The sequence below is a fragment of the Oceanisphaera marina genome (assembly GCF_014643915.1).
GTDB classification, from domain to species: domain Bacteria; phylum Pseudomonadota; class Gammaproteobacteria; order Enterobacterales; family Aeromonadaceae; genus Oceanimonas; species Oceanimonas marina.
This window is the reverse complement of record NZ_BMKE01000007.1, coordinates 51,810-69,023: the sequence shown is the minus strand read 5'-3', so window position 1 is coordinate 69,023 and position 17,214 is coordinate 51,810. Positions and strand designations below refer to the sequence as shown.

Genomic DNA, 17,214 nt, shown 5'->3' with positions numbered 1-17,214 from the left:
GGCTTTTTATTGCCCAAGTTTCTGGCTTTACTTCTCCAACCGCCGCCTTACAATGCGGCGCTTTGTGTGAAAAAAGGAAGCAAAGCGTATGCAGTGGGTTCATTGCGCCCGAGTGGGCAGAATAAGTTTGGCGGCGTGGCCGTTATTGTGCGTCAGCACCGGTGAATACAGCGAAAAAGGATGGTTCACCTGATGCCAGCTCATGCCGAACGTCGGCGGGTAGCCGGCCAAATCTATCCCTTGTTCAAACAGCTCAAACATACTTTCATTCGCGAGGTCTGCCACCTGAAGCGTGGTCACTGGACCCTCAATCACCTGCTGGATTACACCCAGCTGCAAGACGAATTTTCCGATTATCTCTGGTTGCAGCCCGAATGGCTGGACCAACTCTCTTTGAATCTGATGGACTGGCAACACCCCGAGCATAAGCCCTTGTTCGAGCGTTTTCGCCACCAGGCCTTGCATATCCATCAAGACCCTTATGCCCCCAGACCCTTGTACTGGGGCGAAAACCGGCCCGTTCCGGTCGATGCCGCGCCGCGTATTCACGACTATGGTCTGGCGTACCGCTGTAATCTGGCGCTGATTGATCACAGCGGCGAACAGGCCAACATTATCGGTAACTGGGTGTTGAACTTTGCCGCCGACATTCCTCAAGAACGGCCGGCGCCGGCGCTGGAAATGACCCTGAACAGTTTGTATTTATTGCCGGAGTGGCAGGGTTATGGCGTGGGATCTGTGGTGAACCGAGTGTTGAGCGAGCTGGTTTGCAAGGTGGTATCTCCGTCGTTGGCCGAGGCCTTGCCTGCCGAGTTGTCGGCGCCGCCAGCCATGCAGTTTGATGCCAGCTACACCAGCCGTAATGGTCAGCGCATGGGTAAGCAGATTGCCCGGCGTCTGGCGCCCGTGGCACGCCAACATGGCTTGATGTATTACGACAGCAGTCGCTTTTGTACTCAGGGCTCTGCCAGAAACATGGTGTAGCCATCAAGCGTCATTGTGGCCACCTGGTGACATAATCAGGGCTGCGGCCCTGATTATCCGGTTGATTCAGTCAAACTCAACGACCCGAAAATGCGGGTTGCCGGTATTCGCGGTCATGCGGCTGATGGCTGCCAGGGGGATCAGCTGCTCCACATCATCTGCCAACATCTTGATGCACTCTTGTCGCTGCTCGTTGCGCGCGGTGTCGAGGGCGATGCCGCTGAGTGTCTTACCCGCGGTTAGCGTCAATGTCACGGCATATTGGTACAAGCAGGCTATCTCTATATAGTCGTGCTGCTCACAGCTCATCATGTTTCAGTTTCCCTATTCCCTATTCCCTATTCCCGGAACGTCACCCCAGGTGATCCAGCGGCAGGGCGGTTTCGTGTTTGATACGGCGCAGCACAAAGCTGGAACGTACCCCAGTCACGCCGTCCAGCCGGGTCAGCTTGCCCAGCAGAAACTGCTGGTAGTGCTCCATGTCGCGTACTATTACTTTTAGCTGATAATCGGCTTCGGTGCCGGTCACCAAGTCGCATTCCAATACTTCAGAGAAGCCATGAATGGCGGTATCGAATGACTCGAATCGCTCGGGCGTATGCCGGTCGAGCGAGATATGAATATAGGCCTGCAGACTTAAACCGAGCTTGCTGGCGTTGAGCAGGGTCACGTGATCGGCAATCAGGCCGGCATCTTCCAATGCCTTGACCCGACGTGAGCAGGGAGAGGGTGACAGGCCGATACGCTCGGCCAGCTCCAGGTTACTGATGCGGCCATGGCGTTGCATCAGCTCCAGAATACGCCGGTCGGTTCTATCCAGTTGCAGTAGATTGCTCAAGGTGTCTTCCCTGTGAAATGATTATTCTATATTTACACTATAAAGGGTGAGTGATTGCTTAAGTAGAGAAATTTAGCCTTTGATTCGCAACCACTCACCCCAAACAAAGCGTTACTATAGTTTCATCTTCTGGAGACAAACAGACCGATACCCTCGGTACCTGTTGCAAACCGGTTTACCCATCGGTAAGCACCACAAAGGCCGCATTTGAAGCAAATGTCAGGCTGGGAGCAAAGGCCACAAGCCCAATGCAGAGCATAAAAAGCCAGCCGCAAGGGCTGGCTTTGGTGTTTCTAGAAACTGGGGTCAGGCTTGGGGAATGGCCGCGATCACTGATATTTCCACCAACAGTTCAGGGCTGGCCATGGCGGCTTCCACACAGGCGCGGGCCGGAGCGTGACCCGCGGGCACCCAAGAATCCCATATCTGATTCATTTCTGCGAACAGGCTCATGTCTTTCACATAGATGGTGGCGCTCAGCAGGTGCTGGTTGCTGCTTCCGACCTCGGCCAGCAGGGCGTCGACCTTGGCGAGCATGGTACGGGTCTGCTCGGCGATGCCCTGGCTGCGATCTTCGGCCACCTGGCCGCAGAGGTAGACGGTGTTGTTGTGAATGACGGTGCGGCTCATTCGCTCGCTGGTGTGATGGCGTACTAGGGTCATGCTGTCTCCTGAAAGGTTGCAGCCGTCGCATCGGATACGACGGCCGTTGTTGTGTTGGGTAGTCTTCAGTTGCGCCTATTTCGAGTCGTTATCGCCCAGGCTGGCCAGCTCTTGCAGGGTCAGCGGCTTGATGGGCGAGCGAATACGGTAATAGCCCACTTCGGCCGGGGTGGTCTGGCGGGTATCGGCGATAATCTGCGCCACCGTCAGGCCGCACATGCGGCCCTGGCAGGGGCCCATGCCGACTCGGCTGAAAGCCTTGGTCTGGTTGGGGCCGGTGCAGCCCTGCCGGGCAAAGCGGCGAATGTCACCGGCGGTGACTTCTTCGCAGCGGCACACCAGCGTTTCGTCGGCCGGCGTGAGAAACTCTCCGGCGGGCTGGTAGAGCACATCGAGGAAGGGGCGGATCGCCAGTATCGGGTGCAGGGCCCGGCGTACCGGCGCAGCCAGCCGATCCCGATCACTCGGGCTCTGTCTGCCCAGTTGATGAGAAATTTGCCAGACGGCCAGCCGACCGGCCTGTTCGGCGGCCACGGCACCCCCGATGCCGGCACCGTCACCTGCGACAAAGATGCCCGGAATGTTGGTCTCACCCCATGAATCGGTGTGCGGACGCCAGCATAGCTGTTGTTCGTCCCACTGGTGGTCGATACCGATGGCCCGGCTCAGTTGCACATTGGGCACCACGCCCTGGTGCACCAGCAGGCTGGTGGCGTTCAGCGTCTGCTTTTTGCCCTTGTGGGTAAAGCGCACCCGGGCCAGCTTGCCATGGTCACCGGCTTCGGCCTTCAGTTCGCTCACCCGGCTCAGGCAGGGGACGCCTGAGCTTTTGAGTCGGGCCAGGTAGTCGAGCCCCTTGAGCAGCATTCTCCAGCCGCGCAGGGCACCACCAACATGACGGCCGGCCTTGAGGTAGTTGTCTTTGGGAGTGGTGTCGAGCACGGCGGCAATCTCTACCCCGGCCCGGTGCAGTTGCAGCGCTATCAACAGCAACAGCGGGCCGCTGCCGGCCAGCACCAGCGGTGCCGGTGGCATCAGACCACTGGTCTTGAGCATGATCTGGGCGGCACCACAGCTCATCACGCCGGGCAACTGCCAGCCGGGAAAAGGCACAGGGCGCTCCTGGGCGCCGGTGGCCAGCAGTATTTTACCCGCCTGCAGGGTGCGGGCCTGGCCCTGGGCCGACAGCCGGACCTCCCGTTCGCGGGTAATCTCCCACACGGTGGCGGACGGTATGTAGTCCACCCCGGCCTGGTTGAACGGCGCCAGCAGTTGGCGGCCATGGTAATAGTCCGGCCCCAGTATCTTTTCATCCTGTGGCGCGGGCGCCGAGATGGCGCGGTATATCTGGCCACCGGGAGCGGCCTGTTCGTCCAGCACGGCGATGGTCAGGCCCTGCTCGGCGGCGGCGGTGGCCGCCGCCATGCCCGCCGGTCCGGCACCGACGATCACCAGGTCATATTGCTTCATGGAAATCTCCCTCTGTCAGCTCTCGAGCACCCGACTGGCGGCGAATTTTCATGCCGTCGGTTACCTGCACCATGCAACCCTGCACGTTGGCCTGGCCATCGACTTCCACCAGGCATTCGAAACAGACCCCCATCATGCAGTAGGGGGCGCGAGGGCTGGCAGACACCGGCGTGGTGCGCGACGGCACGGCACCGGCGGCCAGCAGCGCGGCTGCCACCGAGTCGCCCTCGCGGGCGGTGAAGGGCTGGCCGTCGATCTCTATGGTGACGGTTCCGGCGGGGGCGGTGGCCAGGCGGTTAAAGGGGGAATCGGTCTGCACTGAACGCCTCCAGGGAAATGTTTGTGTCTTTGCCCAGTAGCCAGTCGACCAGAGGGCCGGCATGTACGGCACCCAGGGTGACGCCGCTGTGGCAGGTCACCACAAAGGCGCCGGGGTATTGGGCCGACTGTTGATAGATGGGGTAACCGTCCGGGGTCATAACCCGCAGGGCGCCCCAGGAGCGGATCAATCGTACTTTTTCCAGCACCGGATACATGCGGATGGCGCGGGCGGCAATCTTGCCGAGCTCCTCGGCGGTGGTGCCGGTATCCAGGCCCACGTCTTCCTTGGAGTCTCCCAGCTGCACAGTGCCTTCGCCGGTCTGGCGCACATGGCCGGTGGGGTAGCTGATAAAGGGCTTGAGTCGCTCGGTGATCAGCACCTGCCCCCGGTTGGGCTCAACCGGCGCATACAGGCCCAGTTGCGGCGCCAGCGCCTTGTTGCCGAGCCCGGCGGCCAGTATTACCTTGCCGGCCTGCAGGCGGTGACCATCCAGTATGATGTCGAAACCGCCCTGTTGCCGGGGCTGGATCTGCTGCACCGGCTGGCCGTTGACCAGGTTTCCACCATGCAGTTCAAAGGCCTGATGCAGGGCCCGGAACAACAGCAGCGGGTTCAGGTGGCCGTCCATCGGTGACCAGGTGGCACCGGCGATATCGGGCCCCAGCGCCGGTTCTTTTGCCCGCGCCTGTTCGGCGTTCAGCACCTCGAACGGGTAGTCGCCATCGGCGTCCTGCTGCATCTTGGCCAGCATGTCGGCCCGCTGCTGCAGGCTTTGCTGGTCGAGGCAGACATAGAGGCCGCCGCGTTGCTGCAGCTCGATATCTATGCCGGTATCCTGTTGCAGGTTGGCGGCAAGCTCCGGCCAGAGCCTGGCCGACAGCCGGGACAGCCGGGCATACTCGGGGCAGGTGTCGCCCTTGCCCTGTATCCAGACCAGACCGAAGTTGCCGCGAGAGGCCCGCAGCGCCTGATCGCCTTCGTCGAAGACGGTAACCCTTTTGCCCTGGCGCAACAGGCCGTAGGCCAGGGACATGCCCACCAGACCGCCGCCGATGATGGCCACATCGGTCTCGTTGCGGCTGGCATGGTTGCGAACCGACATCATGTTCTCCTTTGGCAAAATGGAGTAAATAACCTTTCCCGAATTGGTTACAGCAGTCAGGACCGAATGCAGACTCGCCATAAACCCATCCCTGGGGGCTCCGCTACGCCATCCCTGGCGTAGAGGGTCTGCTTATCGGCTCCTGACTCCTGTCTTGCTGCGAGAAAGTGCAGTTGAAGAAGTTGAAGCGGATTTACTTGAATTGCGCCAGAACCTGCTCGGCCCAGTCGTTGCCGATATCTTTCATGATCTCGGGCCAGATTTGCTCACGGGCCACATCGGCATATGCGTCGATGTCGGCGTCGGTCACCTCAACGATGGTGGCCCCGGCATCGGCCAGACGCTGCTCGTAGGCGGCCTGATCGGCCTGGGCGGATTCCCAGCGACGCTGTTCAAAGGCCTGGGCGGCCTGATCCAGGGCGGCGCGCTCGGCGTCATCCAGATCCGCATAGCGTTCGGCATTGATCTGCAGGAACCACACTTCGAAGTGGGTGTTAAGCGGCACATAGGACTTGGTGACGTCGCGGAAGGAGGCGTAGTAGCCTTCGGCACCCGAGCCCATGACGCCGTCTACTACCCCGGTCTGCACCGCGGTAAAGGCTTCGGAGAAGGGCAGAGGCGAGCCGATAAAGCCGGTGTTGTCGGCCAGCAGCTGGAACGACTTCATCGGCGGTACTCGCAGTTTCACGCCCTTGTCGTGGCTCGGGTCGACGACCTGATCCACGTCCCGGTTGAGGGCGATGCCGCCGAAGTACACCGGCCAGGCGGCCAGCACCTTGATGTCCTGTGCCTGATACAGGTCATCAATGGTGTTGCGCAGTGGTGAACCTGAGGTGTAGGCGGCCTGGGCATCGGTCCAGTTCTTCACCATGTAGGGCATGTAGATGACCTGAAAGCGTTTGTCGGCACCGGCGGAAGGCGGTTGCACTGCCATGTCGATGGCGCCCAGGCTGACCCGCTCCTGTACCACCGTATAGTCGCCGAGGGCGTTGGCCGGATAGACCTTGAGCTTGAGATCACCGTCGGTGGCGGCCTTCAACTCGTCGGACAGCTGGCGCACGTCTTTGTCGATGGAAGTACCCTGGGGCCGCACATGGGAAATCTTGAGGGTGGCGGCCTCGACGGCGGTGCCGGTCAGGGCCAGCGATAACAGCAGGCTCTTGGCCAGGGTGGTATATTCAATCCGTTTCTTCATGGTGTTCTCCTTGAGGGTCAGTAGCCAAACATGGCTGGAATATATTCAGACAGATCCGGCCATACCGAGACCAGCACCACTACCGGCAGGTAGCCGAACAGCAGCAGTATCATGGCCGGTTTGATCAATTGGGTGAACGGCACCTTGCCGATGCGTGCGCCCATGTAGAGGATGCTGGCATAGGGCGGAGTCACGCCACCCATGGCGGTGTTGACGCCCATGATGGCGGCAAACTGGATGGGGGTGACCCCCAGGGCCGACATTAGCGGCAACAACAGAGGCGCCGTCAGTATGATGGCGGTGACGTCGTTGACCACCATGCCAATCAGGAACAGGAACAGGTTGACCATGATCAGCAGCAGCACCTTGTCGGTGGTGATGTCGAAGATGGCATCCACCAGCGCCTGGGGAATGTCTTCCATCACGTAGATCTGGCTGAGCATCAGGCTGAACAGCACCATGATCAGGATGGCACCTACTGCGGTGGCAGACTCTTTGCCGGACTCGATAAAGCTGCGCCAGGTCAGCCCCTTGTAGATCATGAAGCCCACTGGAATGGCATAGATAACGGCGATGGCCGCCGCCTCGGTTGGGGTCATGATGCCGCCGTAGATGCCGCCCAGTATGATGACCGGCATCAGCAGCGCCGGCAGAGCGTGTACGGTGCGGGCGGCACCTTCACGAATGGCTTCGTTGAACGGCTTGGGATCATCCAGTACCAGCGGGAACTTGCGTGCCATCACCAGATTGACCAGGGCGAAGTTGAACATGATCAGCAGGCCCGGCCCCAGGGTGGCGAGGAAGCTGGCCAGAATCGAGGTTTCGGTGACCCAGCCGTAGACGATCATGGTGACGCTGGGCGGGATCAGCAGGCCCAGAATGGACGAGTTGGCAATCAGCGCGGTGGCGTAGGCGCGGGGGTAGCCCTGGCGTTCCATTTCCGGGATCAGCAGGGGGCCGATGGCGGCGATGCCGGTGAGGCCGCTGCCGGAAATGGCGCCGATAATGGCGCAGCTGACCGACGCCACCACGCCTAGACCACCGCGAATGCGACCGACGAAGAGGTTGACGAACTTGAGCAGACTACCGGCGATGCCGCTGACACTCATCAGGGTACCGGCAAATACGAACAGGGGCACCGCCAGCAGCACCGGAGTGGACAGCTGATTAAAGCCCCACAGCATGGTGCCTTTCATGGTGGCGTCTCCCACCAGGCTCATCACCATGAGACCCGCGCCGAAGCAGTAGGGTAACGGCACGCCGATGGTGAGCAGAATCACCAGCACGGCAAAGGCCAGAATCGCAATTTCAACCATGGAACTTCTCTCCTTTCTGTTCTTCCGTGAGCAGCTTGAACTCGGTCACCTCGGCCGGTTCGGGGATGGTATCGACTCGGTGGGCCTCGCCGCCGGCCATCAGCGTGCGCAGGTGTTTGAGCAGGTGCCAACCCCCATAAAGGGTCATCACTACCAGCCCCAGAAACAGCGCGGCTTCATAGATGATGGTGGGAATGTAGAGGGTCGGGCTTTCTTTCCAGACCCGCTTGGCATATTTGAAGTAGTCCCAGGCCCACCAGGTCAGCCAGCCGGAGATGGCAAGGCTGATGGTTTCGGAGATCACCGCCAGCCAGTGCCGGGCTCGGTCGGTCTTGAGGAAGACTTCCAGCACATTGGCGCGGATCTGGGTGTCTTCGCGGGAGGCATTGACCGCCCCCAGTATGTAGAGCCACATGGTGGGGATCAGCGCCATTTCTTCCAGCCCCATCATGGGCGTTTCAAACACGTAGCGCGAAATTACCTGTACGGCCTGAAAACCGGCTACCGTGGTAATCAGCAATGTCAGTGTGTATTTGAATACCGTTTCCATATTCTTGTCCTTGTGCGGTTCACCTGCAGAAATCGATGTTTCTCATCAGTTGCTGCCTGATATTCATTTTGCATTTACAAAATTATAACAACAAATCGTTTTTAGTGGCCTTTGTATAACATAATGTTATCTTGTTGCCGTGACTGTATTCAGGGAGCGAGCTCATGGCCAAGTTAAGTTATCGACAGGTAGAAGCCTTTCGGGCGGTAATGATTGCCGGCACCACTACGGGTGCGGCGGGTCTGCTCTATATTTCGCAACCGGCGGTGAGCCGGTTGCTCAACGACTTCGAGGTGGCGGTAAAAGTTAAATTGTTCGATCGCCATCACAAGCGGCTGGCGCCAACCCCCGAAGCCCTGTTGCTGTTTGAAGAGGTTGAGCGATCTTTCGTCGGTATTGACCGGCTGGCGACTATGGCGGAAGAGTTGCGCGATTTTCAGCGTGGCAGCCTCAAGGTGGCGGCTATGCCGGCCATTGCGCTGGGCTTTTTACCCCGGGTAATGCAGCAGTTCAGCCAGCATCATCAGGGGGTGAACCTGACGCTGCAGGTGCGTAGCTCCCAGCAGGTGGCCGACTGGATTGCGACCCAGCATTTCGATGTGGGTATTGGTGCCATCAATGTGGCCGATCCGGCGCTGGCGGTGGAGGTGCTGGGAGAAGCGGCCCTGGTCTGTGCTCTGCCGGCGAATCATCCGCTGGTAGAAAAGAAGACGATAGTGCCGGAGGATTTACGGGATCAGCCCTTTATTTCTCTTGGGCCGGAGCAGAGCGTGCGTTACAAGGTGGATGAAGTGTTTGAACAGGCACGGGTCAGTCGACAGCTAGTGTTCGATACCCAGTTGTCGCACGTGGCCTGTTCCTTTGTGGATGCGGGGTCCGGGGTGGCGCTGATCGATCCGATCACCGCGCTGCATTTTTCGTCTGCCAACCTGGTGTTTCGCCCCTTTGAGCCCTGGGTGTCGTTTTCTTATCACTTGTTGTATCCGGCCCACAGGGCGCGTTCCCGGGCGACCGAAGAATTCAGTCAGCTGCTGAAGCAGGAACTGGCGTTACTGGTGAAGCGTGCCGATGGTCTGCTGCGTTTGAAGAGTTGACCTTCTGATTGGGATTGGTACCAGTAATTTCATAATTTATCTGGTTAGCCAGCCGCAAGGGCTGGCTTTGGTGTGGTTGGAGTTCGAATACTAGGTGACGCGCCGTGTTTTCACTCACTTCCTATGCACGCAGCTCATGCGAGCCTGATTTTTATTCGCTGTTTCCTCTTTGCCGTTTGTGACATTTTATTAACATGCCTGTTTTTACAGGAAGGGCGAACTGTGCATCCGCATGCCAGTATCGCTATCGGTTATCACAAGCAGGAGTAAACAATGGACAGTGCTCGCGTTTTATCGATGGCCTCATCAAACAGAAAAATAGATCCCGATCGTCGCCGGGGACATTTCAAGGCCGACGGCTCCCTGAATGATAACGATCGTGTCGAGATAGGCCCCACCGGCCTTGCGTTTGAAGAATGGGGCGCGTTGGGTCTGACGCCGCCTACCTTGTCTCGCATGCGCGAGTATCGGTTGCAGCGTATCGTCGGCGAGTTGCAAAAGCGGGATCTGGCCGGGGTGCTGTTGTTCGATCCGCTGAATATTCGCTACGCGACCGATACCACCAACATGCAGCTGTGGATTACGCACAATCATGCCAGGGCCTGCTTTGTGTCGGCGTCCGGGCATGTGATTTTGTGGGATTTCCATAACTGTGAGCATTTATCGGCACATTTGCCATTGGTAAAAGAAGTGCGGGGTGGGGCCGCTTTTTTCTATTTCGAGACCGGCAATAGAACTGAGGAGCATGCGGCTAACTTTGCCGCCGAAATACAATCGGTACTGCAGGAACACGCCGGCAGTAATAGCAGGTTGGCTGTCGACAAGATTGAAATGGCGGGCTTCACTCAGTTGCAACGTCTTGGCATCGAGATCTCCGATGGTCAGGAGGTCATGGAGCTGGCCCGGGCTGTTAAAAACGAAGATGAAATCAATGCCATGCGCTGTTCCATCGCGTCCACCGAAATCGCCATGAAGCTGATGCAGCAGGCCTCGGTGCCCGGTGTGACCGAAAACGACATTTGGTCTATCTTGCATGCGGAAAATATTCGCCGTGGTGGCGAATGGATCGAATGCCGAATTCTGTCTTCCGGTCCGCGGACCAATCCCTGGTTCCAGGAGTGTGGTCCCAGAATCGTGCAGGCAGGTGAGCTGCTGGCCTTCGATAGCGATTTGATCGGACCGTATGGCATGTGTGCCGATATTTCACGTACCTGGCTGATTGGCGAGCAAACCCCCTCGGAGGAACAGAAAACGCTGTATCGAGTTGCTTATGATCACATTCTGCACAATATGGGCATATTGAAACCGGGCATGAGTTTCAGAGAGGTGACCGAAGCGGGCTTACTGCTGCCCGAGCAGTATCGAGCTCAGCGATACGGAGTCATGATGCACGGAGTTGGGTTGTGTGATGAATACCCTTGCATCCGTTATCCTGAGGATCTCGAAGGTCATGGTTATGATGGTGTGTTGGAGCCGGGTATGACGTTGTGCGTGGAAGCCTATGTGGGGGCGGTGGGTGGCCGGGAAGGCGTGAAGCTGGAAGATCAGGTGCTGATTACCGAAACCGGGGTTGAAAATCTGACCTCTTACCCGTTTGAAGCGGCTTTACTGGATGACTGAGACGCGCTGGGCAGTATTGCCTGAACGCACCAGCACCGACTGAAGCACCTTTCGCTCCCGCCGTCCGCGGGAGCATTGTATCGATATTTTCGTCGAAGGTGCGCCCGATCATGTTACTGCTTACTCACCTTCTTATCACGCTGGCTGCCCGGGGTAATAATGATAGAGTGCGCCGCAAAAGGAACAGGGCCATAGCGTCCGGAAAACGTCAGGAGCGACCATGAAAATCAAGCCACTGCCGCCGATGAACAGTCTTATTGTGTTCGAGGCGGCGGCCCGCCATCTCAGCTTCACGCTAGCAGCCAATGAGCTTAGTGTCACCCAGGGTGCCATCAGTCGTCAGATCCGCCAGTTGGAGGAGTATCTCGGCAAGGATTTGTTTGTGCGGGCCAATCGCAACATTTCTTTGACCCCAACAGGCCTGCAGTATTATCAGACTATTTACCGGGCTTTGCTGGATGTGGCTCAGGCGACTGGCGAAATCAAGAAATGGCAGGGAGAGCAGCAGATCACAGTGGCGACCACTAATGCGATGGCGGCGCTCTGGCTGTTGCCCAAGGTGGCGGAATTTCAGCGGCAGCATGAGGAAATAGATCTACGTATTCTCGCCTCCGATCAGGTTACGGACTATCGCAGGCTCGATTGTGATATCGCACTCTTTTATTGTCGTTTTCCTCCGGCCGAAATGAAAGTGACCACCCTGTTTCCAGAGGAGGTGTTTCCGGTTTGCAGCCCGGCTTACCTGGAACGGTGTCAAGACTGGGATTCGCCGGAAGCCCTATTTGGCAAGACGCTGTTGTATCTTGACGAATCTCAGCGAGACTGGCTCAGCTGGCAGGAGTGGTTTGATCAAGTGGGTCTGCCGCCCGTGACGCCCCGCAACCGCATCAATATCAATAACTACCCTATGCTGGTGCAGGCGGCTATTAACGGACAGGGCGTCGCCCTGGCCTGGGGTTCTCTTGTGGATGAATATCTGGAAACGGGGGCGCTGGTACGGCCGGTGGATATGGTATTACGTACACCGGCCAGTTTTTGCATGCTCGAACCCTTGAGTCGCGGTGTGGTGCCAAGTAGCGTCAAGCTGTTTCGTAAATGGTTGCTGGAACAGTTGCCGGGTCAGGTTGGCGAAAAGGGATTACACGAACAAGGCGCTTGATAACTCCTCGTTTCGTTACTTATTCCGTAACATCCTAATTTTATCCATAAAAAACCGGCATCATTAGATGCCGGTTTGCATTCAGGTGCAATTTTATCTTCGACTCTTGCTACTTGCCGACAAGAGAAGCTGCATTCCAGTCTGTTGCCGGCTTGGTGTCGGAGGCTTCGTCGGTCACTTTTTCGACCCCTTCCTCGACCTTGACCAAGGGGCTGACGGAACCATCCAGCTTTGACGGCTCTGGTCGTACATTATCCGGTACCATGGCCCAAGGCTTGGGCTCCCGGCGAATGCTGTGCAGTAATGTCATGCCCATCACCAGAATAAAGATGGAAATGGGGAAGCCGGCGATAATGGAAGCCGTTTGCATCGCTTTTAGGCCACCGGCGTAGAGCAGTACCCCGGCAATGGCGGCTATCATGAAGCCCCACAGTACCCGTATCGGTCTGGGAGGTTCCGGATTACCCAGTGAATCCAAGGTGGAGAGGATCAGAGTGCCGGAGTCGGCCGAGGTGATAAAGTAAGTGCCCAGTAACAGGCAGGCCAAGACACTCAGCAGCTTGCCCATAACACCTCCATCCAGCTCATCAAACAGGGTAAACAATGCCAGTGTGGTGTCCTGCTTGGTGGCTCCCAGAATAGGGCCACCGGCAAAAGGAGCCTGTGCCGGTTCACCTGCTTCGGCCAGTTGTACCGTCTGTTGCTCGTAGGCGACGCGGGCTTCCTGCTCGATCTTCAAGGCCGAACCGCCGAATACCGCCATCCACAAAAAGGTGATCAGGGTGGGCACGATTAACGCGCCGCCAATCAGTTCGCGAATGGTGCGTCCCTTGGAAATACGAGCCACAAACATGCCGACGAAAGGCGCCCAGGTCATCCACCATGGCCAGTAGTAGGCGGTCCACCAGTTCTGCCAGCCGGAATCCTGCTGGGTATCACTCCAAAAGCTCATGCCGACGACTTGACTGCTGTAGTCCCCGATGCCCTCCAGAAAGGAATGCAGAATATAGCGGGTCGGGCCTATGTAGAGCACGATCAGTACCATCAGTAATGACAACAGCATGTTCCATTCCGACAGTCGGCGTATGCCTTTGCCAACACCGGACAACACCGAGGCCACCGCACAGGTACACAGCACCATTATGATCAGCAATTGCACGCCGAGACTGACGCTGGTGCCGAAGACCAGATTCAGGCCGGTATTAATCTGAATGACGCCCATGCCCAGAGTCTGGGAGATACCAAAGGCGGTAATTGCCACGGTGAGAATGTCCACTGCATGGCCGATGGGGCCATAGATACGATTGCCAATCAGCGGATACAAAATGGAGCGCAGGGTCAGCGGCAGTCCTTTACGATAGGAGAAATAGGCCAGGGCCAGAGCCACAATCAGGAAGATGGACCAGGGATGCAGACCCCAGTGAAAAAAAGTCAGCCACATGGAGGTTCGCGCTGATTCGTTACTTAGCCCCTGGGAAAAAGGATTGTCTGCATAGTGCCACATCGGCTCGGCGACCGACCAGAACACTAGGCCGATGCCCATGCTTCCCGAGAACAACATGGAAATCCATGACAGGTAACTGAACTCAGGCTTTTCATCGTCCTTGCCAAGACGAATATGGCCGAAACGGCTGACCATCAGGTACAGCAGCAGGCCGGTAACCAAGCTGACCACCAGCAAATAGAACCACTTCATATTCTGCAGCAAGATGCCGGAAACGGTTTCAAAGTACTGACCCGCCTGATTGGCCATGATGGCGCAAAACAGTACAAAACCGATGACCAGTATCTTGGATGCTATGGTCACGGTCGGATTCAGCCCTTTCAGTATCCCTGATGTAGCACGCATAACTTCTCCCTCTGCGTAACACGCTAAATAGTTAATGAGTTGTTAATGGCGAGAGATTAGAGATAGCAGGTAAGACACTCAACTGATTTTTTCTCACTCATGAGTGAACACAGCTCATGCACAAAGCCAAAGGATTGTTTATATAAGCGATTGGCTACATATGAGGCGTATCTGAATGGATGACAAAAGCTCATCCATACCCAGCTAAAAAGTCGTTTGTTTGTAGCAGTGTTGTTAATCAGAATCCACCCCATCGGCACTTGAAGTGTCCTTTGTTAACATCAGCGCAGGGAGCACTGCGTCACAGTGGGAGAATCACTAATGAGCAATGTCAATCAGACCATCATTCCCGTTAAGCAGGTTGAAAACGTATTAAACCCAATCGTCGAAGCCAGTGGTATGCCTAACGCCTGCTATACCAGCCAGGAATACTTCGCCTTCGAGCGGGATCAGGTGATCGGCAAAACCTGGGCCTGTATCGGTTTTGCGTCCGACCTGGTCAAGAACGGTTATGTTCAGCCGGTCAACTTCATGGATCTACCGCTGCTGATGATGCGTAACAAAGAAGGTGAGGTGCAGGTTTTTCATAACGTCTGCAGCCACCGTGGCATGCAGCTGGTACACGAAGCTGGCGAAGTGCAGGGCATGATCCGCTGTCCCTATCATTCCTGGACTTATGATTTGAACGGCAATCTCAAGGGCACCCCGCATATAGGGGGCATCGCCAAACATAAGGACGACCGCTTCAAGTGCGAAAAACACGGTCTCAAAGCGCTGCGCTCTGCCATCTGGATGGATATGGTATTCGTCAACCTGTCTGGCGATGCAGCCTCTTTCGAAGAGCATATCGCTCCGCTGGAAAAGCGCTGGAAGGGCTTTCTGGGTGAAGACGGCCTGGGCCTGTTACGTCGGGTCAACATGGGCGGCCATCTGGAAATTGAAGTGGCGAGCAACTGGAAGCTGACCGTGGAAAACTACTGCGAAGCCTACCATCTGCCTTGGGTACATCCCAGTCTGAACTCCTATTCCAAGCTGGAAGACCATTACAACATCATGCTCGAAGATCGCTTTTCCGGTCAGGGTAGCACCGCCTACAACCTGTCGGATACCGCCGGTACGCATTTACCCAAGTTTCCAAGCTGGCCGAGCGACAAGCTCCGCCATGCGGAATATATTTCCCTGTTCCCCAACGTGCTTCTGGGTATTCAGGCAGATCATGCTTTCGCCATGATGATCGACCCCATTCATGCGGAAAAAACCATAGAAAACCTGCGTCTCTACTATGTGGGTGACGAGGCGCTGAAGGATGAATATGCGGCCTGCCGCACCGCGACTCTGGAGTCCTGGCGGGTGGTATTCAGCGAAGATATCGGTGCCGTGGAAGGTATGCAGAAAGGCCGTCACTCTCCCGGTTTTGGTGGCGGCGTCTTCTCCCCAGAAATGGACCTGCCGACCCACTTCTTCCAGAAGTGGCTGGCTACCCAAACCAAAACAGCGCTGGAGGCTTAATTAATGCAGCATTATCTCAACTATATCGATGGCCAGTGGCGAGATGCGTCCCGCCAGCTCACTGTGATGAATCCGAGCACTGGTGAACCTTACTCCACCATTGCCCAGGCGAGCATAGAGGATGCGGATCTGGCCATGACCGCTGCCCGCCGCTGTGCCGACAGCGGAGAATTGAGTGACGTACGCCCTGCCCAGCGCACCCGCTGGATGCTGAAGGCGGCCGATGCCATTCGTGCCATCGCCGACGAAGGCGCCTTGGTGGCGTGTCGCGAAAACGGCAAGAGCCTGAACGATGCCCGGGACGAGTTTCTGGAAGCGGCCCGTTATTTCGAATACTACGCCGGCATGGCCGACAAGATTGAAGGCATCTCGGTGCCGCTGGGCAAGGATTACATGGATTTCACCCAGTACGTGCCCTTTGGCGTCTCGGTGCAAATCGTGCCCTGGAACTTTCCGGTGTCTATTTGTGCCCGTTCGCTGGCTCCGGCGTTGGCGGCCGGCAATGCGGTGGTGATCAAGTCGCCGGAAATTTCTCCGCTGGCCATGACGCTGCTTATCAAGGCCATCGAGCAAGCCGGCTTCCCCAAAGGGGCGGTCAACCTGTTGTGCGGCAAGGGCTCAGAAGTGGGTAGCCACCTGGTCAAGCATCAGCACACCAATCAGATAGTGTTCACCGGCTCGGTGCCCACCGGCCAGCGAATTCTCAAGGATGCAGCCGATCGAGCTACGCCATCGGTGATGGAGTTGGGCGGCAAGTCCGCCGCCATCGCGCTTAAGGATGCCAATCTGGATACCCTGCTGGCCAGCGTGAAGGTCGGCATTTTCTTCAATGCCGGTCAGGTGTGCTCGGCCATGTCGCGATTGCTGGTGCAGCGCGACCGTTATGAAGAAGTGAAAGCCGCCGTAGTTGCGTTGGCCGAAGGCTTGACCATAGGGCGGGGCGAAGCCAACCCGGATCTGACGCCGGTGGTGTCTCAGGATCAGCAACAGCGGGTGCTGGCCATGATCGAGCAGGCCCGTGCCGAAGGCGCCAATATTCTTGCCGGCGGCGTGGCACCGGACTTGTCCGGCTACTTTGTGGCGCCGACCGTGATCGAGGCGACCCCCGAGATGACCATAGCCCGGGAAGAGGTGTTTGGTCCCGTGCTGGTGATCATGCCCTTTGACAGCGAAGACGACGCCGTGTCCCTGGCAAACGGCACCGACTTTGGCCTGGTGGCCGGAATCTTCGGTGAAGGCCTGAGCCAGACTCTGCGCATTGCCAACCGCTTGCGCGGTGGTCAGGTGTTTATCAACGAATGGTTTGCCGGTGGCATCGAAACGCCATTTGGCGGCGTAGGTCTGTCGGGCTTTGGTCGCGAGAAGGGACAGGAAGCCATCTACAGCTATGTTCAGACCCGTAATATCGGCATTCGTCTGAGTCAGGGTTAAGTAATAAATAGCGGGCTTCATCGCACGCCAGAGGTCAGCAACGAACGCAGACGCCATAGACCCATCCATGGGGGCTCCGCCGCGTCGTCCCTGACGCGGAGGGTTTGCTTAT

The 17,214-nt window shown here is 57.4% G+C and carries 16 protein-coding genes; 6 read left to right on the top strand and 10 right to left on the bottom strand.

The window, feature by feature from the left end; genetic code table 11:
* The first annotated feature begins 192 nt into the window (after positions 1-192).
* Positions 193-984 (top strand): hypothetical protein, encoded by a 792-nt coding sequence (locus IEW52_RS06050; RefSeq protein WP_188629171.1) that lies wholly within the window; start codon positions 193-195, stop codon positions 982-984.
* A gap of 66 nt (positions 985-1,050) precedes the next feature.
* Here IEW52_RS06050 and IEW52_RS06045 read toward each other — a convergent pair whose 3' ends face one another.
* From IEW52_RS06045 to IEW52_RS06005, 9 genes are all read right to left on the bottom strand, one after another.
* Entirely contained in the window at positions 1,051-1,296 is a 246-nt protein-coding gene (locus IEW52_RS06045; protein ID WP_188629170.1) for a Rho-binding antiterminator, read from the bottom strand.
* 40 nt (positions 1,297-1,336) lie between these two features.
* Positions 1,337-1,822: an Lrp/AsnC family transcriptional regulator gene (locus IEW52_RS06040; protein ID WP_188629169.1), complete on the bottom strand. Its 486-nt coding sequence runs from the start codon at positions 1,820-1,822 to the stop codon at positions 1,337-1,339.
* A 306-nt stretch (positions 1,823-2,128) separates the two neighbouring features.
* Positions 2,129-2,485: a RidA family protein gene (locus IEW52_RS06035; protein WP_188629168.1), complete on the bottom strand. Its 357-nt coding sequence runs from the start codon at positions 2,483-2,485 to the stop codon at positions 2,129-2,131.
* 75 nt (positions 2,486-2,560) lie between these two features.
* Positions 2,561-3,955 carry an FAD/NAD(P)-dependent oxidoreductase gene (locus tag IEW52_RS06030; RefSeq protein WP_188629167.1) on the bottom strand — a complete coding sequence of 465 codons (1,395 nt, stop codon included), beginning with the start codon at positions 3,953-3,955 and terminating at the stop codon, positions 2,561-2,563.
* Complete coding sequence (locus tag IEW52_RS06025; RefSeq protein WP_229667813.1) at positions 3,942-4,274, bottom strand: (2Fe-2S)-binding protein; 333 nt, start codon at positions 4,272-4,274, stop codon at positions 3,942-3,944. Before IEW52_RS06025 ends, IEW52_RS06030 begins: the two co-directional genes overlap by 14 nt.
* Positions 4,252-5,382, bottom strand: coding sequence for an NAD(P)/FAD-dependent oxidoreductase (locus tag IEW52_RS06020; RefSeq protein WP_229667812.1), 1,131 nt, complete (start codon positions 5,380-5,382; stop codon positions 4,252-4,254). Before IEW52_RS06020 ends, IEW52_RS06025 begins: the two co-directional genes overlap by 23 nt.
* A 190-nt stretch (positions 5,383-5,572) precedes the next feature.
* The gene (gene dctP, locus IEW52_RS06015; RefSeq protein ID WP_188629165.1) at positions 5,573-6,574 is read right to left on the bottom strand and encodes a TRAP transporter substrate-binding protein DctP; all 1,002 of its coding nucleotides are present in this window, start codon (positions 6,572-6,574) and stop codon (positions 5,573-5,575) included.
* A gap of 17 nt (positions 6,575-6,591) precedes the next feature.
* On the bottom strand, positions 6,592-7,890 hold the full coding sequence (locus IEW52_RS06010) for a TRAP transporter large permease (protein WP_188629164.1): 1,299 nt from the start codon (positions 7,888-7,890) through the stop codon (positions 6,592-6,594).
* Positions 7,883-8,440 carry a TRAP transporter small permease gene (locus IEW52_RS06005; RefSeq protein WP_188629163.1) on the bottom strand — a complete coding sequence of 186 codons (558 nt, stop codon included), beginning with the start codon at positions 8,438-8,440 and terminating at the stop codon, positions 7,883-7,885. The genes IEW52_RS06010 and IEW52_RS06005 overlap by 8 nt, the downstream gene beginning before the upstream one ends.
* A 164-nt stretch (positions 8,441-8,604) precedes the next feature.
* Here IEW52_RS06005 and IEW52_RS06000 point away from each other — a divergent pair, with 164 nt between their 5' ends.
* The 3 genes from IEW52_RS06000 (at position 8,605) to IEW52_RS05990 (ending at position 12,313) form a co-directional block, all read left to right on the top strand.
* Positions 8,605-9,534 carry a LysR substrate-binding domain-containing protein gene (locus tag IEW52_RS06000; protein ID WP_188629162.1) on the top strand — a complete coding sequence of 310 codons (930 nt, stop codon included), beginning with the start codon at positions 8,605-8,607 and terminating at the stop codon, positions 9,532-9,534.
* Between the two features lie 273 nt (positions 9,535-9,807).
* On the top strand, positions 9,808-11,154 hold the full coding sequence (dddP, locus tag IEW52_RS05995; RefSeq protein WP_229667811.1) for a dimethylsulfonioproprionate lyase DddP: 1,347 nt from the start codon (positions 9,808-9,810) through the stop codon (positions 11,152-11,154).
* 220 nt (positions 11,155-11,374) lie between these two features.
* The gene (locus IEW52_RS05990; protein WP_188629161.1) at positions 11,375-12,313 is read left to right on the top strand and encodes a LysR substrate-binding domain-containing protein; all 939 of its coding nucleotides are present in this window, start codon (positions 11,375-11,377) and stop codon (positions 12,311-12,313) included.
* Between the two features lie 109 nt (positions 12,314-12,422).
* On the opposite strand, the gene IEW52_RS05985 is transcribed toward IEW52_RS05990, so the two are convergent.
* Entirely contained in the window at positions 12,423-14,162 is a 1,740-nt protein-coding gene (locus tag IEW52_RS05985) for a BCCT family transporter (RefSeq protein ID WP_188629160.1), read from the bottom strand.
* A gap of 321 nt (positions 14,163-14,483) precedes the next feature.
* Here IEW52_RS05985 and IEW52_RS05980 point away from each other — a divergent pair, with 321 nt between their 5' ends.
* Together IEW52_RS05980 and IEW52_RS05975 are read left to right on the top strand one after the other, a co-directional pair.
* On the top strand, positions 14,484-15,671 hold the full coding sequence (locus tag IEW52_RS05980) for an aromatic ring-hydroxylating oxygenase subunit alpha (protein ID WP_188629159.1): 1,188 nt from the start codon (positions 14,484-14,486) through the stop codon (positions 15,669-15,671).
* 3 nt (positions 15,672-15,674) lie between these two features.
* Positions 15,675-17,102: an aldehyde dehydrogenase family protein gene (locus tag IEW52_RS05975; protein WP_188629158.1), complete on the top strand. Its 1,428-nt coding sequence runs from the start codon at positions 15,675-15,677 to the stop codon at positions 17,100-17,102.
* The last annotated feature ends 112 nt before the right edge of the window (positions 17,103-17,214 follow it).